The organism is Enterococcus sp. DIV0755f (assembly GCF_051713725.1).
Classification (GTDB): domain Bacteria; phylum Bacillota; class Bacilli; order Lactobacillales; family Enterococcaceae; genus Enterococcus_D; species Enterococcus_D casseliflavus.
This window is the reverse complement of record NZ_JBIOQL010000003.1, coordinates 38,693-58,011: the sequence shown is the minus strand read 5'-3', so window position 1 is coordinate 58,011 and position 19,319 is coordinate 38,693. Positions and strand designations below refer to the sequence as shown.

The 19,319-nt window shown below is 37.1% G+C and carries 17 protein-coding genes and 4 pseudogenes; 4 read left to right on the top strand and 17 right to left on the bottom strand.

All coding sequences use genetic code 11. The features are described from left to right. The 12 genes and pseudogenes from IGI73_RS16845 to IGI73_RS16790 all read right to left on the bottom strand — a co-directional run. Positions 1 to 1,646 (bottom strand): heavy metal translocating P-type ATPase (locus IGI73_RS16845; RefSeq protein ID WP_438759326.1); only part of this gene is annotated, 1,646 nt, incomplete at its 3' end. A 196-nt stretch (positions 1,647 to 1,842) separates the two neighbouring features. Continuing rightward, positions 1,843 to 2,076: a heavy-metal-associated domain-containing protein gene (locus IGI73_RS16840; protein WP_152133459.1), complete on the bottom strand. Its 234-nt coding sequence runs from the start codon at positions 2,074 to 2,076 to the stop codon at positions 1,843 to 1,845. A 146-nt stretch (positions 2,077 to 2,222) separates the two neighbouring features. After that, a pseudogene (gene lgt, locus IGI73_RS16835) lies at positions 2,223 to 3,076 on the bottom strand (prolipoprotein diacylglyceryl transferase). Continuing rightward, positions 3,061 to 3,399: a hypothetical protein gene (locus tag IGI73_RS16830; RefSeq protein ID WP_438759325.1), complete on the bottom strand. Its 339-nt coding sequence runs from the start codon at positions 3,397 to 3,399 to the stop codon at positions 3,061 to 3,063. Before IGI73_RS16830 ends, lgt begins: the two are co-directional and overlap by 16 nt. A gap of 228 nt (positions 3,400 to 3,627) precedes the next feature. Beyond that, a complete protein-coding gene (locus tag IGI73_RS16825) occupies positions 3,628 to 4,332 on the bottom strand; it encodes a Crp/Fnr family transcriptional regulator (protein ID WP_003125436.1) in 705 nt (234 codons plus the stop codon). A 144-nt stretch (positions 4,333 to 4,476) separates the two neighbouring features. After that, positions 4,477 to 5,049, bottom strand: coding sequence for a Dps family protein (locus tag IGI73_RS16820; protein ID WP_002292150.1), 573 nt, complete (start codon positions 5,047 to 5,049; stop codon positions 4,477 to 4,479). 534 nt (positions 5,050 to 5,583) lie between these two features. Next, a pseudogene (locus IGI73_RS16815) lies at positions 5,584 to 5,790 on the bottom strand (IS256 family transposase); the annotation flags it as partial. Positions 5,791 to 5,965: 175 nt separating this feature from the next. Continuing rightward, positions 5,966 to 6,730, bottom strand: coding sequence for an ABC transporter permease (locus IGI73_RS16810; RefSeq protein WP_002318452.1), 765 nt, complete (start codon positions 6,728 to 6,730; stop codon positions 5,966 to 5,968). Next, complete coding sequence (locus IGI73_RS16805) at positions 6,727 to 7,380, bottom strand: ABC transporter ATP-binding protein (RefSeq protein ID WP_002307505.1); 654 nt, start codon at positions 7,378 to 7,380, stop codon at positions 6,727 to 6,729. The genes IGI73_RS16810 and IGI73_RS16805 overlap by 4 nt, the downstream gene beginning before the upstream one ends. A gap of 83 nt (positions 7,381 to 7,463) precedes the next feature. Further along, positions 7,464 to 7,886: a cupin domain-containing protein gene (locus tag IGI73_RS16800; RefSeq protein ID WP_002307506.1), complete on the bottom strand. Its 423-nt coding sequence runs from the start codon at positions 7,884 to 7,886 to the stop codon at positions 7,464 to 7,466. Positions 7,887 to 8,659: 773 nt separating this feature from the next. Further along, positions 8,660 to 9,001, bottom strand: a pseudogene (locus IGI73_RS16795) (DNA topoisomerase); the annotation flags it as partial. A gap of 13 nt (positions 9,002 to 9,014) precedes the next feature. Further along, positions 9,015 to 9,155, bottom strand: coding sequence for a hypothetical protein (locus IGI73_RS16790; RefSeq protein ID WP_002316998.1), 141 nt, complete (start codon positions 9,153 to 9,155; stop codon positions 9,015 to 9,017). 457 nt (positions 9,156 to 9,612) lie between these two features. Between IGI73_RS16790 and IGI73_RS16785 the strand changes: the two genes are divergently transcribed. After that, a complete protein-coding gene (locus IGI73_RS16785) occupies positions 9,613 to 10,068 on the top strand; it encodes a hypothetical protein (RefSeq protein ID WP_231601513.1) in 456 nt (151 codons plus the stop codon). Between the two features lie 41 nt (positions 10,069 to 10,109). On the opposite strand, the gene IGI73_RS16780 is transcribed toward IGI73_RS16785, so the two are convergent. The 5 genes from IGI73_RS16780 to IGI73_RS16760 all read right to left on the bottom strand — a co-directional run bounded on the left by IGI73_RS16780 (position 10,110) and on the right by IGI73_RS16760 (position 14,196). Next, positions 10,110 to 10,424: a hypothetical protein gene (locus IGI73_RS16780; RefSeq protein WP_007209258.1), complete on the bottom strand. Its 315-nt coding sequence runs from the start codon at positions 10,422 to 10,424 to the stop codon at positions 10,110 to 10,112. A gap of 3 nt (positions 10,425 to 10,427) precedes the next feature. Continuing rightward, positions 10,428 to 10,715 carry a PrgN protein gene (locus IGI73_RS16775; protein WP_012481689.1) on the bottom strand — a complete coding sequence of 96 codons (288 nt, stop codon included), beginning with the start codon at positions 10,713 to 10,715 and terminating at the stop codon, positions 10,428 to 10,430. Positions 10,716 to 10,850: 135 nt separating this feature from the next. Then, positions 10,851 to 12,350 (bottom strand): primase C-terminal domain-containing protein, encoded by a 1,500-nt coding sequence (locus tag IGI73_RS16770; protein WP_271815091.1) that lies wholly within the window; start codon positions 12,348 to 12,350, stop codon positions 10,851 to 10,853. 591 nt (positions 12,351 to 12,941) lie between these two features. Further along, positions 12,942 to 13,367 (bottom strand): hypothetical protein, encoded by a 426-nt coding sequence (locus tag IGI73_RS16765; protein WP_002337540.1) that lies wholly within the window; start codon positions 13,365 to 13,367, stop codon positions 12,942 to 12,944. Between the two features lie 16 nt (positions 13,368 to 13,383). Next, a complete protein-coding gene (locus tag IGI73_RS16760; protein WP_002337541.1) occupies positions 13,384 to 14,196 on the bottom strand; it encodes a ParA family protein in 813 nt (270 codons plus the stop codon). A gap of 599 nt (positions 14,197 to 14,795) precedes the next feature. Here IGI73_RS16760 and IGI73_RS16755 point away from each other — a divergent pair. The 3 genes and pseudogenes from IGI73_RS16755 (at position 14,796) to IGI73_RS16745 (ending at position 19,274) form a co-directional block, all read left to right on the top strand. Beyond that, a pseudogene (locus IGI73_RS16755) lies at positions 14,796 to 16,174 on the top strand (Y-family DNA polymerase). Positions 16,175 to 16,955: 781 nt separating this feature from the next. Then, positions 16,956 to 18,761 (top strand): group II intron reverse transcriptase/maturase, encoded by a 1,806-nt coding sequence (gene ltrA, locus IGI73_RS16750; RefSeq protein WP_271814958.1) that lies wholly within the window; start codon positions 16,956 to 16,958, stop codon positions 18,759 to 18,761. A gap of 105 nt (positions 18,762 to 18,866) precedes the next feature. Continuing rightward, positions 18,867 to 19,274 carry a hypothetical protein gene (locus IGI73_RS16745; protein WP_438759324.1) on the top strand — a complete coding sequence of 136 codons (408 nt, stop codon included), beginning with the start codon at positions 18,867 to 18,869 and terminating at the stop codon, positions 19,272 to 19,274. The last annotated feature ends 45 nt before the right edge of the window (positions 19,275 to 19,319 follow it).

Below are 19,319 nucleotides of genomic sequence, written 5' to 3'. Positions count from 1 at the left end.
AAGTTGCTGAAGTTCGAGTTCATTAAAACGACATCGGATGTTTCAATCGCTACGTCCGTTCCGCTTCCCATTGCGATTCCAATGTCTGCTAAAGCTAAGGACGGACTATCGTTAACGCCATCTCCAACAAAGGCTACAATTTGACCACGTTGTTGAAGTTTTCCGATATAAGCCGATTTGTCTTCCGGCAACATGTGGCCGTGAGCTTCGGTCAAACCAAGTTCGCCGGCGACCACATCAACGGTTCCTTGGTTATCTCCTGAAAGAACGACTAGATTTTTCACGCCCAAGTCTTTTAATTCCTGCAAATTAGCTTTCACACCCGGACGGACTTGATCGCGAATGCCCATCAGTACTTTTAATTCACCGTCGACCGCTGTCAAAACGAGAGAGTTCCCTTGTTGTTCAAACCGTTTGACATCTTTTTGCACTTTTTTGCTGAGAGTGACATTTTCTTTTTCCATCAAGGCCACATTCCCAACAGCCACTCTATGTCCAGCTACACTTGAAACGATTCCGCCGCCTTTCACGACTTCAGTTCCTTCAACAGGATAAAAATTTGTTTCTCCAATTTGATTTAAGACCGCTTTTGCTAATGGATGATCTGATTCCCGTTCCACACTGGCCAGATAGCCAAGCGTTTCAGCAGAATCTTTTTCATACAGTTCAGTCGCTGCAACGGTTGGGTTTCCGACAGTTAAAGTACCTGTCTTATCAAATACAATTGTATCCACATTGCTGAAGTCTTGAATGACTTCACTCCCTTTTAAAAGAACACCGTTACGAGCACCATTCCCGATACCGGCAACGTTTGAGACAGGCACTCCGATAACTAATGCGCCTGGGCAACCTAGAACCAAGATGGTGATTGCTAACTCAATATTTTGACTGAACGCCCATACAACAATTGCCAGAACCAAGACAGCTGGTGTGTAGTATTTAGAAAAGCGATCAATGAACCGTTCCGCTTCGGATTTAGAATCTTGTGCTTCTTCCACGAGTTCAATAATTTTTCCAAATGTGGTGTCCTCACCAACTCGGTCAGCTCTGATTTGAATCGTTCCGTTTTCTAAAATGGTTCCTGCAAAAACTTCTGCATCAGCTAGCTTGTTGACCGGAACAGCTTCACCTGTAATGCTAGCTTCATTGATATGCCCTTCACCCGTAAGGACTATGCCATCTACTGGAACTTTCGCACCCGTTTTAACGAGTAAGATATCCCCTTCATCTATATCATCCACTTCTACTTCTTCAAATTCACCATTATCCATTTGTTTCAAGGCGCTTTCGGGTGCCATTTCAGTCAATTCTTTGATAGCAGATCGCGTTTGGTTCAATGTTCGTTGTTCCAAGTAGTGTCCGAATAAGAATAAGAACGTGACAATAGCCGATTCTTCATAATTTTGAATAAAAAGCGCACCAATCGCTGCAATACTGACTAAGACATCAATACTGATGACTTTGACTTTCATTGCTTGAAACGCTTGAATGGCAATTGGCATAATCCCAAAGACAGAGGCGATGATCAAAGACCACTCTGAAAGTCCTACGTTTTCTAAAACAAAGTGACTGAAGAAACCGAGTACGATTAACAATCCACTGATGACGGTGATAACATTTTTCTTGCTTAATATATATTGTTGCATGCTTTTTCCCTCCAAATTTAATTTCTCTTTTATTGATAAACACAGTATAAGATAATTGCCTAAGTAATTAATTGACTGACATCAAGTTTAGAAAGTTCTCTTTTATCGTTTCTAAGCACCTCGAATCGGATTGCAACAAAAAAAGCAATCTGAAAAAATAGCTTTTCTTCCAGAATTGCCTAGTTCATTTAATCTGTTAAGCGGCCTTGACTTTTGTTTTAAGGACCGGATAGCCTACGTTTTCGATAGCTTTTTGAATCTCTTCAATCGAAGTGACAGCTGAATCAAAATTGGCTTTGACTTTGCTGGAGTTGAATAATACTTTAATGCTGTCTTTATCAACACCGTTAACTGATTTTACGGCACCTTCAATTTTTTGCATACAACTTGGACAAGACAACGTTTCTAATTGCAATATAGCTTTTTCCATAATTCCTATCTCCTTTATATGTTTTTATTTTATCGGCAGCAGATTAATGAATACTGCCTTTTCCTCTTTACAACTGTAATATAGCTCACTTTTAGCAAACAAAAATTGACGCATATCAAGTTCTGCACTTCTTTTTATCTTTTTGCTCAATTCACCATCTTAATAGTCTTTTTCTGCCCCTTATTGCCATCAGAATAATAAGAAATTGGTGGATAGTCTTGTCTGCGTATAAACCATATTGCAATCGCGCCAATAAACAGGGCCAGAGACAAGGCTTGCGAAACGCGGATCCACTCGCCAATCCATAAACTGTCCGTTCGCATACCTTCAATGAAGAACCGACCCACTGAGTACCACAAAACGTAACTCAAAGCGACTTCTCCTTGACGTAAAAGCTGTTTTCGGTTCCGTATAGTGACGATGAGGACAAAGCCCAACAAACTCCACAATGACTCGTATAAAAAAGTCGGATGGTAGTAGGTACCATTGATATTCATTTGTTCAATGATAAATTCAGGTAAATAAAGATTTTCCAAGAATTGGCGAGTAACCGGTCCACCATGAGCTTCCTGATTCATAAAATTGCCCCAACGACCAATGGACTGGGCTAACAATACATTGGGCGCTAAAATATCAAGAACGAGTACCGAAGAAGTACCTTTTTTCTTTGCATACCAATATAGCGTACCCCCTCCTGCAATCAATCCCCATAAATCGCAATGCCGCCATTCCAAATCGCAAGGATTTGTCCTGGATTTTGCAGATAATAACCAAGTTCAAATAACACATAATAAAGCTGAGCGCCGAGGAGTCCAATCGGAATTGCCCATAAGGCCATATCGATAATGGTATCCTCTTCCAGTCCTTTTTTCTTTGCTTCCTTGGTACTCAACTGGAGAGCCGCTAATATGCCCGCTGCAATAATGACTCCATACCAATGAATCACAACAGAACCAATCTCCACCTCATGGGGATTCAAAACGCCTAATACGAATTCCATTCTATTTGCTCCATTACTTCAATTTTTCGCGTCATTCTAGTCATGGTGATGCTGAACAAGATTCCGGCTAAGCTCCATGGAAACCAAACAGTGAATACACTTTTATCTCCCTGGTCACTCGCTTCGTAATACGCCACTTTTCCGTGTCCGATTACGCCGGCTCCTTTTACAACTTCCTCTTCTTTTTCCATAGCTAACCTATCTGCCTCAACAACGTTAGACGTTTTTGCTTCGCCGACAATCGTGTTCTTGGTGAAAGGGACGACAAAGAATGCACCCGCTGCTGACAACGTGATGGCAACTATCACCCAAAAATAATGCACATTCACCCCTACTTATTTTTACGTTTTGTTCGACAACCCTATCTTAAAGAAAAATAAAACAAAAAAACTTGAGGGTTATCATGTTTGTGCTTTTATTTTTCCAATGAATGAAGGTCGTTCTGTCTTAAAAAAGCCAAAAACGGACAGATGGAAGCAAAAGCACTGAGTTCTGTCCCGTTGTTAATGAAGAGCGACAGAACACCAACGTGTAGAAAAAAGTGTGTCCGATTATTCGCTGTAAAGCAATAAATCATCTAAATCCTGAATCTTGATCCTTTTCCCAGACAGCTGTTGAATCAATCCCTCGTCCTCCAATTCTCCAAATTTGCGACTGATGGTCTCAGGTGTCGTTCCTAAATAGGAAGCAATGTCCTTTTTTTCCATCGGCAGGGTGATGGTGGGAGAGTTGCCCATTTCAGGTTCCACATTTTCTGCCAAAAACAAAACTAAACGGGTAATGACACTCTCCAAGGCTACTTGTGTCGTTTGACGTTCTGAACTTTCTAACCGTTTAGACATTTCCGCCAATAGTTTTAAAGAAATAGCTGGGTATTGTTCCAGAAAATCTTGGACATCTTTTTGCTGAATCATACAGACAACGGTATCTCGGGTTGCTTCGGCATATTCCTCGTGTACTGCATCCGGGTTGAACAAGGTCCATTCTCCGGTGAAATCACCAGGGTTCAAGATCCGCACTAGCTGCTCTTTGCCAGAGTCTGCCAATCGATAAATACGGATTTTCCCACGATTGATAATATATAAAGTATCCTCTTTTTCTTGTGAACGAAACAGAAACTCTCCTTTTTGATACTGTTTCGTGTGGGCTTTTTCAGCAATGTAATTCATCGCGCTATCCTCTAAGTGATTGAATATTGGAACCAAGCGGATACAGGCTGCGTGGTCGCCAATTTCATGATGGGTATGTTTAGTCAATTCATTCTCCCCCTTTATTTATTTTGTTTATATTCGCTGCTTTTATTATATAAGTCTCTTACTACAAAAAAATTGATGCACATCAAGAAAATGGAAAAAGGACTGGAAAGAATTCCAATCCCTAAATCAGCTTCTACTTTTACCTTAATCTTCATCCTCATCAAGAGCGTCATCATCTTCTAATGCTTCTTTACCAATGAACGCTTGCAGCATCCAAATGTTCTTGTCTAAGTCATTTTTAAAAGCAATCAATGTATCTTCTAAAGCATCGTCACCCTCGTCTTGAGCTAAACGAATCGCGCGAATAGTTAGGTCACGAGTGCTTCTGAAGTCCTCGATAATATTTTCAACCATGTCTTCTGCTTTAGCGTATTTATTAACTGCATCTTCCGAAAGCATCGAATATTTTTCAAATTCAACCGTTGTCGAAGCAGGTTTATGCCCAGAAGTAATTAGACGCTCCGCAAGTTTGTCGAACCATTTTTCATTTTCGTTATACAACTCTTCAAATTTTTCATGCAACGTAAAGAAATTGGCTCCTTTTACATACCAGTGATATTGGTGCAGTTTCACATGTAATGTATGCATGTTGCCTAAAAGATGATCCGCAATGGCCGCTGCATTAATTTTCGTATGATGAACATGTTCCTTGTGTTCTTGTTCTTCTTGCAATCTTTCTTGGGGTGTTCTTTCTTGAGTAGCTTTATTTTCAGTCATGATTTATTCCTCCTATAATTTTGGTTTGTTTAAAATAGCTTTCTTTGATTCCTCCTTTTTCTTTACTGAATTTAGTATAGGATAGATTTCCGTTAAAAAAATTGACGCTCATCAAGAAAAGTATTTCTTAATAGACGCCAGGCTTCTCTATTAAATTCAACTGAAATAATCAAAGGAATGAAGTCGTTCCCTCCAAACAAAAATTTCATTAAAGTAGGGCCTAAAAAAAGAATAGCAACTATACTTTGTCAAGAGACCTGACTGCTATTTTTTTGCTTGTTATTCTTCAATTACCAAATGTCTTGCCTTGCAGTATATTTAATGCTCTTTCTCACTAGTGTTGCATGCAACACTAGTGAGAAAGAGCATTAATAAGATTAACCTAGAAGAATAACTTTACTTTATTTATGTCATACCATAAATAAAAATTGAAAAGAATTTTTTATTTATTTTTAGTAGATCGATTAATAGGAGTTTTAGCTTGGGAGCGTCAATAATTTTGTGTAAATGGTTCTTTCCTACTGTAGATTGTTTCTAATTCTCCATCGGTTGACTCAGCATTTGTTCGAGCTCGCCTTCGGCCTGTTGGAAACCTTTATGACTGCGACCTAGGAATTTTTGGTTGTGAGTATCAAAAGACGAGACTAAGAAACGTTCCATCGACTCTTCATTTTGGAACTGTTCCTTGCGGTGGCTGTATTTCTTGATTTGCTTATTAAAGGATTCAATCAATCCAGTTGCTGCACTATATAAAAAATTTCATCATAGTTTCGCCCTAGTCGTTCCAAAGATTCGATGACAAAAATATCCTTCTTCCTTAAAAAATGAAGTTCTTTTTGCAATTATTCTCGTGAGGTCTTCTTTTAACTACATAAAATTGTAACCACTGGTTTTAAGAGTAGTGTATCATCCCAAATCATATAATTAATTGACTGCGATTGTTATAAAACTCACGGTAAGCCATATAACTAGCAATAAACGAAGAAATCGCAGTAACTGAAATCAACATAAACATCACAACAATTTGGTAACGAATCGCTTGAACAGGATCAATTCCCGCAAAAATCAACCCTGACATCATACCTGGTAGGCTGACAAGTCCAACCGTTTTTGTTCGGTCAATAGAAGGAGCCATGCCCGTTTTGACGCTTTCTCTTACAATACTCATGGACGCTTGTTTTTTATTGGCTCCCAATGCCAATTTTTCCAATACCTGTTGGCGTTGGTCCGTAAATTTTGAATTCAAAGACCGATAGGTCACTCCAATCGCAGTCATGGCGTTGCTGGCAATCATGCCTGTAATTGGAACGATTTGGGAAGGGGACCAGTCAATGACTCCTGAAAAAACAAGAATGAGTAAGGACAAGGCTGTTCCTACTCCAATAGCCGTCGTTGAAATTTTAAAAGAGCGGTTGATCCCCTCACTGCGTGTATGGGCGTTATAAGAAGCGTTGAACACAATGAACAAAACCATCGCTAAAGTGAGAAAGTTGTTATCCACTCGTAATACGTAGCTCAATACATATCCAATAAGGAATAATTGAACGACAGCGCGAATTCCCGCAATAAAAATGTCGTTTCCTAATCCCAATTTCTCTTTGTAATCAATCAACAAGGCAACTATCAAGAGGACAGAGGATAAAAGCAAAGAAAGATTACTGATTTCCAAATTGTTTGTCATTTCGATTCCTCCATTTTTCCACCTTTGATAGTAATCAGACGAGAAGCTTGGTCGATTTCTTCCTGGTTGTGAGTGACGGCCAACACCGTAGTTTGTTGGTCTTTCATCATGTCTCGGACTAAATCAAGGACAATCGCTCTGTTTTCTTGGTCCAATGAACTGGTAACTTCATCCAGGAGCAACACTTTCGGTTGATACATCAAATTTCGGACCAATGCAACCCGTTGTTTTTCCCCTCCTGATAGTTCCTTGACCTCTTTCGATAAGTAAGTTTCAGGTATTTGAACTCGTTCTAACAATTTTTTTGCACGTTCCCGATCAAATCCTTCTTCTCTTATGCGGGCAGGAAAAGACAAGTTCTCTTGAACTGTCTCATCGAATAGAGAAGCGTTTTGAAAGAAATAAGAGACTTCTTTTCTATACTCCACAGGATCGATTTTTTGCAGATCCGTACCTCGATAATAAATTTTTCCGGAAGTTGGGGAAAGCAGCGTACCAATTAATTTCAAAAGGGTACTTTTTCCACTTCCAGAAGGACCAGAAAAAACAATCACTTCCCCTTTGTTTACTGTAAAAGAGATATCTTGAAGGATTTGGTTTCCGTTTGCCTGAAAACCAACCTTCTCTAATTGAAACAATGAATCACTCATAACACATCTCTCCTTTATAAAAAAGCCCTGCACCAGTGGACCATCCATACGGGTGCAGGGCTTTTGTTTCATCCTAGTGTACCTCAGTGTTCGTTTGGATCGTTTTTGGCGTCTTCATGAGTAGGGTGAACCGTTCCTTCAAGGTGATCTGGACCAGCATAAATGGTATACAGTCTGAGCGGCTTATCACCGGTGTTTTCGATGTTGTGCCACATGTCCGCTGGAACAAATACGGCGTCATCATCCATCACTTTTTGTTGAACATGTAAGTTATCTTTAGAAGGCCCCATTTTACACACGCCTTCTCCTTCTTCAATACGGATAAATTGGTCAATGCCTTCGTGCACTTCCAAACCGATGTCATCGCCCGGTTGAATGGACATTACGGTGACTTGCAGTTTACTGCCTGTCCAAATGGTCGTCCGGTAATTATCATTTCCTGTGGTGGCGTCTTCAATATTAATGATATACGGCTTCTTCCCATGATCCTTGTAGTCTATTTCCATCTTCCATTCCTCCTAGTCTTTTTACTAAAACAATGATACCTACTTCTTATTTATAATAATTCTAATTAATGGTACCACATCTAAAATTCTATGCAAAAAATTGGCTTTTTGGAGAGCGATTCTAAACAAAGACCATATAACGCGCAATTACAATTGGTACCCCTTAATCCTCAGCACATAAAGGAAAAAATATGGAATCAAAAAATAACCGATATGTACTCTGGTTATGACTTGAATCAGGGAGAATTTCAGAGACGACACATCATACTTTTTCAGTTTGCACTTGTAAACTAACTAGCGTATATTAAGTTTATGCTCACTATCAAGCGTTGTCAATCCTTTAGAATCTTATCAATTTCGAAAGAAAGTAGCAAGGTTATTGATTGTGACTGTAAAAGTGGGGTGTTCCTATAAGCACATTAAACTATCTTCTCTAATTTATCATGCTATTTAAATTCTGTTTTTTCATGAGAATTTTTGTCCAAAACTTGTTAAAATGATTTTAAAAAATACTTACATACACAATCCCCAAAAAACACTAATGTCATTTCAGTCAAAAAAGATACCGCAGAAAATTTCCACCTGAGATTCAATACGATATTACTCTCTTGACAGCCAGCTTAATTCCTTAGTTGAATAGATTATTAAAGTGCACAAAAAAACAATGCGGCGTTTGTTATATTTTCTGGTATAAGCGACGGTGCTATAAACTTTTTTGCAGATTAAAAATCATATGAATTTAACTCCAGTAATAAGAGTTTAAGTGCCAATGCATGTTTGATTTCTTCGTTGCGTTGGTAAATCAAGAACAAAGTCGGGGTTTGGACGCGTCCAACGCTAAACACGCCTCTCATGCCGTTTTTCTGCATATAAAGCGTGTAAAGACGGGTGAGATTGATTCCTACCAGCCAATCAGCGATTTGTCGGGTTTCTGATTCTTTGTAAGTGGAATAAAACGCCTGTCCGTCCTTCAGATTTTGAAATCCTTTTTTGATTTCGCTAGTTTCAAGCGAGTTGATCCATAAACGTTTAATGGTTTTCCGGCTATTTCCCGAAAGGTTGATAATCAAGCGGGCGATTGCTTCACCTTCTCGGTCGCTGTCGGTCGCAATCACGATTGTTTCCGCTTCATCTAAATGCTTTTTGACGATCTTGTATACCTGTCAATACGGATTGAACTGTTGTTAATGCTCCGGAAATTCTTCCTTGAATATCTCCTGCAGCTGCACCTAAATATAAAGTTTGGAAATTATTTTGTAGAAAATTCATAGCTCACTCTCCTTTATTTTTCTTCTTCTCTTTGTAAAGCTATTGTTTGTTCTTGCTTTTGTTCTCTAGCCTTGAAATTGTTTATTTGAGTAATCTTTGAGCTCTTCAACTGCTTCAGCTGTCAATCCACTTTTCTGTTCAATCTGATAATTGACTTGTTAGTGATAAGTAGTGATTGTTTGAATTCGATATCCGAAGACAACAACACTCAAAAAAACGTTACAACCTTGTTGAACATCATGATGTTCAACAAGCTATCTTGCTATACAAGGATGTTTTAGAAACGAAAACAATAATTTGACACTAATCCATTTAAGAATGCTGCTTGAGAAATTTTTATCAAATGACACTACTCAAATTCCTAAAATCGATATCACTAAAGCCCTGGCTCTTATAAATCAAATCATAAGAAGCCACGTACCCGACTTCTTATGATTTCCAATTTTTCGCAGACTTTATGACCCCATTATCTATTGACCAGCTGCAAATAGTTAGTCAAAAACTACTTGCTGTTGACTTCAATGTCATGGACTCATTCAACCATTTTTACAAGAAATATTACCCTATCTGCTTGGGAAACTTATCTGACTGCTTAATGGACTTAGGGTACTTTGAAGAATCAAAACTCATATTGGAAAAACTAGCTTTCGTAGCAGACCATGTGGACTCTATCGAATTAAAAATGTGGGCACAATACCTAACAAACGTACTAAATATTTACATGGATGATCAACTTAATGAAAAACAGAATCGATTAAATAAATTAAATCAAATCGTAACAAATTGGCACAATTTATTGCCATCCAGTCATTTGGTAGAAGGTCTACACGGCGCTTTCCAACGTTTATCTGACAGAAACGGTGATCGTCCAAACAACATTCATATTCCACCTGTATACATTTTAAAGCCATAGGAAAAAGCCTAGTATCTATTGCTAGGCTCTTTTGTATACCTCTACACATTCATTTCCTTCTTCCAGCATTCATAAGACTCAACAGTTGCACTTTTTTTCATTCTCCTACAAATTCCACTAAACAATGACCACTTATAATCATCAAGAATGGCAGTACCTACTCCCCCTAATCCTAAGAAAAACAGTAAAAGTAAATACAAAAATAGCATCATATTCGTCCATAACGATAAAAGAGTCAACAAAAGAGAAACTAAGCCTACTGTAACAAATGAAAAGAACAGAATACCATAATAAATCTTCAAAAGAACAGACCATTCTTTGATTCTATTAAGAACAGATAACTCCTCCTCCGTCATCAATCAATCCACCTGTTCTTTCTTCTTTTTTGGATCAATACTCTTTAAAAACCTCTCCTCCAATACCAATAAATGACGATAAACATCATCCATCGACCAGCCTGAAGAAAGACTAAGACAATACAAAAAATCACAAGGCAACGTCTTTACGGTACGGTTTCTTGTTACCCAGCTTGCTACTGTACTCTGCTTATATCCATGCAACTCACAAAATTGCTCTACTGTCATACCTAACCGCGAAATAATAAATACATTGATCGGGTAGGGATATACAAAGGTATTGATACTCATAGTCAGAAAGACCTCCCACCATATTATTACGTTTGCGATAATAGTACTACTCTTTCTTAAGACCAGCAAGCAAAGCGGAGAAAAGAAGGAACGTATCATAGATATAATGTAATAGGCAATTTGCACCTTTTAATTTCAGCCTGTATCGATCATGAACAGATCTGTTTGCACGCCGATCTTATTGGGATCTATCAAGCGTTTCAGTGCTGTCTGGACAAACGTGTATTCTTTTCCAAAAGCTTCTGAGATCGCAGCGAAATAAGTCCCCCGGCTTTCTTTTTTTAGCCGGATAACGGAGCGCATCAATCCATGTATCGAAGCTAGCATAATACCCCCATTACGACCAGCACGAACACGAAAATGAATTTTGTTCTCTTCTCTTAAATGCTTCAGTACTTTGTCCAGGGAACGTTTTGGGATCTTTAAACGTTCAGTTAACTCTTTTTTTGTAGAAATAATGTATGGTTGTTCTTCATAGGATTGCTCATTCAAATAGGACAGTAGATCTTCTGCCCATTCATGACTATGTGAATACTTGCGAACAGCTCTTTCTTTCTTGAATTTCCACCAACCCCGTTTTTTGTTGAATAGCTGCTCTTCAGAAAGATTGGCATCGACCCACTCTTGGCATAATAGGACAATTTTTTCTCTGTGCGCTGCTTGATATTTTCCGGAGTAAGCGGAACGAATGATTCTGGTTAATTCTCGATCAGATAAAGGGTTAGCCAAGCGGTCATTGAATTCTAACATCGTCAATTCACATGCTTCTACTTCGTATCCTGACGAAAAGTATGCCAAAGACAAGGTGAATATGACATTATTTCGACCATATACGCCCTTTTCACCTTGTATTTTTTGACTTTTTAGCAACAGCTGGAACCAGGGTTCATCGACTTGACGAAATTCTTGAGTAGATGGTAATACAAAAACGTTCTTGATCTCCGCTTTTTTGTCCGCATCTTCTCTCATTGACCAGGCGATCCATTCTTCGAAACTATAACGATACTGTGGTTCAAAGAATAAAACATTCTCTTCAGAAGGCATACGTGTGATCCCAAAATGATTGGCATTTACATCAACTGGAAACCGATAATCATTTGAAAATTTGTTTCTTAGATTTTTTGAGATCATTTTGGCCACATTGATCACTTTAAAATTTGATTTCTTTGTCACGTATGCAGGCTTGTCTAGTACATAGAAAGCTTGAAATCCATGCGGTGTACGTAGAATCATTGTCGGCATAAAGCCGATCTCGTGACTGGCCAAGATAATTTCTCCGTAGTCAAAGTTTGGATCCAATGTGTCAAAATCAACAAAGAAAGTATTGATTTGACGCAAATTGTCCTCAGAATGACCTTTTGTAAACATTCTGGCTTCATCAGCATACGTTCCATAGCGAAATACATTTGGTGTCCAATGAGTGAATCGATTATTGTTTTCGATCACCCCTTCTTCTGAAGTGATCACTAGTCCAATCCCCTCGATCATGTGTTCCTTTGAACGGTACGCAAAAATAGCCCCCTTTCCCGACTGATCACTAAAAGAGACCGGTTTTAAGTGGCTGTTTTTATATTTAAATTTACGGATACCATTTTGTAATACCGTCGAATATACGACATCCAAAGAAGCTGCCATGACTGTTATTCCTTCCTAAACAAAAAGAGAACACAAATAATCTTAAAGATTTGTGTTCTCTCAATGGCTTAGAAGTCTCAAAGGAATGACAAAATAAGCGTATATATATTGAGTTGCTCGTCAAAAAATGGTAAAATAAACCTATAGGTTCGGATTGGTAGTCCGAATAGATTTATTCAAATCACATAAGTGGTTTCCAGCCACTTACATAATTTCCATGAGACGAGCGAGAACACATAGTGTTGTATGTGATTCAGATGAAGAAGTGAGGCCAAATTCACTTTTTTATCCGTCTCTTTTTTATATGTATTATTTATTTGAATATAACAAAACAGTTAAATTTGTACAAGAAGAAATTTTTATAAAGTATAAGTTATACTTAAATAAACCTCATATAAGTTATACCTAATTAGACTTTATTGTATATCTTATACTTTAAATTATTACAACAGATAATCAAACGATACCTTTAAAATAAGCTTTTCCTGATAACAATTATTCTGTAATACCAAAACATAAAGTATAAGTTATACTTTATGTTTTGGTATTCAATAATAACTTATACTTTTATTGTTGAATGACTTGAAAAAATTAAAGCTTATCAAATGCATCTTTTATTTCTTCTCTCAAATGTTCCTCTTTCGCCACACCTAATTTTTGCGTAATATACGCTTCCGATAAAGTGTCAATAAGTTTTTCAAAGGTAATCCTACCCTGAACTGATTGAAGTTCCTCAACATAGTCTTGTAGTACGTTTAATTTTGACTCCAAAGCAGGAGATATTTTTTTTGGCTTTGTAACTTTAAATCTTTCATCTGTAATTTCTATAGGACGTCCTCGTTTTTTACTTGCTGCTGAAGTAGTCGCCTTTGGTTTCTTATTCATCAAAGAAGAGTGTCCAAATTCGTTTTCTCCTCTAATTGATACAGATTTTTTCTTTTTTATTCCTGGTTGTAAGAGACCAGCATATTCTGTATCAACTTTGGTATCAACATTAAATTCTTTCCTTTCACTCATATTCTTTCCCTCCTAGCTATTCTTCAAATATCTTTCTGCGTGATTCAAGTTCGGCTAGTATTTTTATAAACGGTTCATGTGCCCTATAGTCCCATTGATCATAATTTCCGTTTCGATACTTTTTCAAAGATATTCCTTCTCTTGAATAACGTTTTAGTCGTTTTTGGAAATTAACAATATTCTTAGACACAGCGGATCCATATAAATCTATAGCCTCGCTCAATACACTTTTATCTAAATCATCGTCTGGTTCAAGCATGCATGCAATTATAGAAATCACTTCAAGGTCAATATCGTAGTTGTTAATCATAAATTTTTGGTACCCAACATATTTTCCAATTCCATCCAACGATTCCTCTTGTGTTTGAAAAGCTATTATACTGTAATCAGAGGCCGCCATAGCATTATCTGAATATGCACTAATAGTTGGAGGCACATCAATAAAAATAGTCTCATAATTTTCTTTGATAGGTTCCAATAATTTTTCTAAAACCATGATTTGTTCTTTCTCATCTTCAAAGTTAGCAAGAACATAGTTAGAAAACGATCTAAAACTTGTATCACATGCAATTAAATCTAGATTTTCCATAATCGGCGTTATACAAATTGAAAGGTCTTCTTCGTTGATCCCATCTACTATTGTTTTATCAATATGATCTAAGTCAACAGTTCTTGCTAATATTTGTGAAGCGTTGGCTTGCGGATCAATATCTATTACCAGTGTTTTTTTCTTATTTACTACAGCATTATCAAAAGCTAGCATTGTAACTATCTTGGTTTTTCCTACTCCACCTTTAAAGTTCCCGACTGTATAAGTAGTTGCTGTCATATTTTTACCTACTTTCTTTTATCTTTATTTAAAGTATAACTTATATATTTATTTTAATCAATATTTATTTTATACTTTATATATTGCTAAAAAGTATAAGTTATACTGAAAATATTTAATATATCTGCTATATTTCATTTAATAGCAGATCCATACAACAAATACCTTGAATTAATGTTCTGGCTGACGTAAAAAATCATTCTGATAAAATTCCAGAATAACGTTTATGGTATAAGTTATACTAAAACAAACGTATATCTTATACTTTATTATTTTATGTATAAGATATACTAAATATATTTAATATATTTGCTATATTTCATTTATTAGCAGATATATACTATAAATACCTTGAATTAATGTTCTAGCTGACGTAAAAAATCATTCTGATAAAATTCTAGAATAACGTTTATGGTATAAGTTATACTAAAACAAATGTATATCTTATACTTTATTATTTTATGTATAAGATATACTATAATTGATTAGCAAATAATTTATGATCCTGTTTTTAATCATTTAATTTCCTTGACTAATAAAACGAACGTATGTTCTGATGTGTATATAAAACGTATCTTTTTTTGAAAAGGGGATTTAGCATGGTTATGCATTTTGGCGTAAATCCAAAGTTTGATTACACGAAAGAACCTTCAAGGGATATTCTTTGTATCGACTGTAAATCATTTTATGCATCCGTAGAATGTGTAGAAAGAGGGCTAAGTCCTTTAAAGACAAAATTAGTTGTCATGTCCTATCCTTCAGACGATCCTTCTCAGCGAGGAAGTGGGTTGATTCTGGCATCGAGTCCGGCCGCAAAAAAAGCCTATGGAATTTCTAATGTCAGTCGATCACGGGATCTTCCTTTTCCGTATCCGGAAGACCTCGTGATCGCACCACCGAGAATGGCACTGTATATGAGAAAGAATATGGAGATTAACAATATTTACAAGAAATACGCTGACGAACAAAATCATGCAGTATACAGCATCGATGAGAGCTTTGTGGACGTCACAGACTCATTAAAACTGTTCGGTGCAAAGGACGCAAGAGAGCTGGCGAGAATGATTCAAACAGACGTTTATCGACAAACTGGAATCTTCACAACGATCGGGATAGGTGACAATCCGCTCTTGGCCAAGTTCGCACTAGACCTCGAAAGCAAAAAAATGCAGATATGAAAGCAGAATGGCGCTATGAAGACGTTCAGCAAAAGCTTTGGTCTGTAGAAAACATTACAGACGTTTGGGGGATAGGACGTCGGACGGCAATCAGACTGAACCGAATGGGCATATTTACTATGCATGATCTGGCACATGCAAATTACTATCAACTGAAGCAAAATTTTGGTGTCTTAGGTACTCAACTATATGCACACAGCTGGGGCATCGATCGATCATTCTCAGGTCAGAAATACAAAGTAAAATCTAAGTCGATAGGGAACAGTCAGGTCTTAAATCGAGACTATACACGTCGAAAAGAAATAGAAATTGTAATCAAAGAAATGGCCGATCAAGTAGCAACTAGGCTACGCCTTACAGGAGCGAAAGCTGAAGTCATATCTTTGTGGATCGGTTTTTCAATGGGCTATGTCGATCGATCAGGAAGTCGAGGGTTTCACCAGCAAATGAAGGTTGCAGCAACCAATAGCAGCAAACAAATAGCAAACTACTTATTGCAGATATTTGATCGTCATTACAAATACCAGGACATTCGAAATGTGGGAGTAAACTGTTCAAAGCTCGTTTATTCTAATGCTTTACAACTTGATCTTTTTGAGGATCCGGACGAACAAGTGAAAGACTTAAAAATAGATTATGTGGTAGATACTATACGCAAAAAATTCGGGTTTAAGTCGATCGTTCATGCAAATAGCATAATGGAAGGTGGACGTGCGATCGCTCGCAGCAGCCTTGTCGGAGGGCATGCAGGCGGTATGTCTGGACTTGAAGGTGCTGAAGGTCATGGTAAAACGTACTAAGAAAACTTTTACGGACTATAATCAATACAGAGACCGGCCATTCGGGCTGAAATGGGCAACAGCCTACGCCATGGATGGTGTGACACGTTTCCTTACAAGTGCTTTAGCACGAAATAGGAATGCTATCTAAAATAAGATAGCAATAACTGATTATTTGACAGTTGGAATGAAAGCCGTCATGTTGGCTGAAACAGCTGGTCTGATACTCCTGCATGCGATTAAACAATGCAGAGTTTAATCGTTTGATAGCCAGGTGAAGTCGGCAGAACAATACCTAAGTCAATTCATATTGATATGGTTGCGGATATGCCGGGACGCTATAAACTATCTATGGTGAGAATGTTTCAATAGAAACTGACGAACTTGCGAATGTACGGGTCTAGATAGCGACGTTATTGAAAGATAATCGGGTTGCAATATGCAACGAACATTACCGAAAAGTAAAAGTCGTCCATATGAAATTCGGGATAAGGAACAAAGACCTTATAAATGTTCAGGCTTATAGTAAGCACCTAAGGATAGATGTAAAGCTAAAATAATCGGAACGTGGAAAGCGAGAAACACTTAATAACGACTGCAATCGGAGTGTTGGATATAAGATATTAAAATCGAAATTCCTTAATTCTCGTGAGAGTAGGGACACAGTACCAATGAAGCGTCTAATCAACGTGGAGGGATAGTCCCAAGACTTGTTCTTTGAAAAGTGAATACAGTCAAATGAAACTCATCAGGTCGAGTAAGATGATGGGACTAATAATCAATTAGGAGAAACAATCCATCAATGAGTACAGAATTGCGATACAACGAGTATTACAATATGCAAGAAAGCTTTGACTGGTTATATGAAAGAAGTTTAAATCAGTGTACTAAAGGAATTAACCTGTATGAAATAATTACTTCCAAGCAAAATATTCTTTTGGCATATAGGATAATAAAATCTAACACTGGATCAAAAACAGCTGGAACAGATAACCTAACAATCAAAGATTTCAAGATAAAATCTCAAGATACTTTCATTGAAGAAATACAAAAAACTTTAGAAAACTACGTTCCACAACCAGTTAGACGGATATTAATCCCAAAACCAAACGGAGAAAAACGTCCTCTAGGCATCCCTACTATGCGAGATAGACTAATTCAACAAATGTTTAAACAAGTCTTAGAACCTATATGTGAGGCGCGATTCTTCAAGCATTCCTATGGATTTCGGCCAAACCGTTCTGCAGAACATGCTCTATCAAGATGTAAAAGAATGGCCTACACTTCTAAATGTCACTATGTTGTGGACGTAGATATAAAGGGGTTTTTCGATAATGTTCATCATGGAAAACTGATTAAACAAGCATATAATATTGGTATTAAAGACAAAAGGGTTCTAGCTATTCTTTCTAAAATGATAAAGGCACCAATTCGTGGAGAAGGAGTTCCTAAATCTGGGGTTCCTCAAGGAGGAATCTTATCCCCTATCCTTTCGAATATCGTTCTAAATGATCTAGATTGGTGGATTGCCAACCAATGGGAGACCTTTCCAAGCAGGCATAACTATCAAAATGATTATGATAAGTACCGAGCTCTTAAGAAAACAAACTTAAAAGAAGTACACATTATACGCTACGCAGATGATTTCAAGCTATTTACAAAATCATATCAGGAAGCAAATAAACTACTCCACGCTACTAAAGGATTTATCGAAAATCAATTAGGACTCGAAATATCTACTGAAAAATCCAAAATCACAAATCTTAGAAGAAATTACTCAGAGTTTCTTGGATTCGAACTTAAGGTCGAAAAACAAAAGAAAAACGAGTTTATAACGATTTCTAGAGTATCTAATAAGGCTAAAGTCAAAATAAAACAAGAAATTAGGAAGAAAATCAAAAAGATTAGGGAATCCCCAACAATAAAGAATATCACTCATTATAATCTTTATATCCGGGGAATCCATAATTACTACCAAAAGGCTACCAGAGTCAGTCTTGATTTCGGAGACCTATATTCCTCATGTTTACCAACCTTTTATAATCGTCTAAAGAATATTGCCAGGTATGAAGTACCCAGAAGCCCACCTATAGGATATAAGCATTTCTATAGTACAACACAACGTACTTTTAAAGTTAAAGGAATTTACCTCTATCCATTGCAAGATGTGAAGTGGAAAAAGTTAGAATTCTATAATCCTAAAATCAATGACTATACTGAAGAAGGTCGTTCGTATAAATTCAAGCGATTAAAACCTGATATTTCTTCAGAAATAAGGAAAATGTGTTTGTCAGAAAACATAAAAGGAAACCTAGAATTTTCTGACAATCGCATTTCTAAGTATTCAATGCAACATGGGAAATGTGCGATTACCAAAGAATTTTTAAAATCGGAATTTGCACACTGCCACCATATCATCCCAAAAGAACTAGGTGGATCTGATTCTTTTGATAACTTGATTATCATTCACGAATGGGTACATCTTCTAATTCATGCAACAAAAGAAAAGACGATTAAAGAGTATTTAACTATTCTTCAATTAGATGGAAAACAGTTGGAGAAGCTAAATCAGTACCGACAACACTGTAATTTGACTGCTATTCACTGAGTTAAGAATAAGTTGGAACGCCGTATGCAATGAAAGTTGCACGTACGGTGTGGACCGGGGGAAAAGCTAGAGATAACTTCAAAGGCTTACCTATCGGTATATTTGATGAAAGGCGTTTTAGAAAATGAAGCCTGGGCTACGAAAGAAGTTGTTGGTTTAGAGTTAATGAATCGTGAGGAGATCGACACAATACTTTCAGAGTCTTTCCTTTATCATAAACCTATAACGCTGCAGTTAAACACTAAAGACGAATTTGGGCGATTTTTGGATCCTGTCGAAGGACAATTTCTAGGTGAAGCATATGAAGACTATTTTGTATTGAATGAACAAGCGATATATTGGACAGACGTTCGACACGTATCTATAAAAAAAGAGGAAAAATGGTTCAAAGTTGACTATTTTCAGGACGGAAAATCTTCTCACAACAAGCAAAAGAAAAAAGAGAGTACTATAGAAGAAGAGATCAAGTTAATCAAAAATGAGTATTATCAGGACTTTGCAGATGAAGATTGAACATCATTGTCCATCGTTTATCTTTAAAAATGGCTTAGAATACCT

Bases quoted from the DNA above. Each gene is read 5' to 3' on its own strand.
- IGI73_RS16800 (WP_002307506.1), bottom strand. From the start codon at position 7,886: ATGGAAATAGACTACAAGGATCATGGGAAGAAGCCGTATATCATTAAT.
- ltrA (WP_271814958.1), top strand. From the start codon at position 16,956: ATGAGTACAGAATTGCGATACAACGAGTATTACAATATGCAAGAAAGC.
- IGI73_RS16745 (WP_438759324.1), top strand. From the start codon at position 18,867: ATGAAAGGCGTTTTAGAAAATGAAGCCTGGGCTACGAAAGAAGTTGTT.
- IGI73_RS16790 (WP_002316998.1), bottom strand. From the start codon at position 9,155: ATGAATTTTCTACAAAATAATTTCCAAACTTTATATTTAGGTGCAGCT.
- IGI73_RS16760 (WP_002337541.1), bottom strand. From the start codon at position 14,196: ATGACAGCAACTACTTATACAGTCGGGAACTTTAAAGGTGGAGTAGGA.
- IGI73_RS16780 (WP_007209258.1), bottom strand. From the start codon at position 10,424: ATGACGGAGGAGGAGTTATCTGTTCTTAATAGAATCAAAGAATGGTCT.
- IGI73_RS16810 (WP_002318452.1), bottom strand. From the start codon at position 6,730: ATGACAAACAATTTGGAAATCAGTAATCTTTCTTTGCTTTTATCCTCT.
- IGI73_RS16785 (WP_231601513.1), top strand. From the start codon at position 9,613: ATGACCCCATTATCTATTGACCAGCTGCAAATAGTTAGTCAAAAACTA.
- IGI73_RS16840 (WP_152133459.1), bottom strand. From the start codon at position 2,076: ATGGAAAAAGCTATATTGCAATTAGAAACGTTGTCTTGTCCAAGTTGT.
- IGI73_RS16775 (WP_012481689.1), bottom strand. From the start codon at position 10,715: ATGAGTATCAATACCTTTGTATATCCCTACCCGATCAATGTATTTATT.
- IGI73_RS16765 (WP_002337540.1), bottom strand. From the start codon at position 13,367: ATGAGTGAAAGGAAAGAATTTAATGTTGATACCAAAGTTGATACAGAA.
- IGI73_RS16805 (WP_002307505.1), bottom strand. From the start codon at position 7,380: ATGAGTGATTCATTGTTTCAATTAGAGAAGGTTGGTTTTCAGGCAAAC.
- IGI73_RS16770 (WP_271815091.1), bottom strand. From the start codon at position 12,350: ATGGCAGCTTCTTTGGATGTCGTATATTCGACGGTATTACAAAATGGT.
- IGI73_RS16820 (WP_002292150.1), bottom strand. From the start codon at position 5,049: ATGACTGAAAATAAAGCTACTCAAGAAAGAACACCCCAAGAAAGATTG.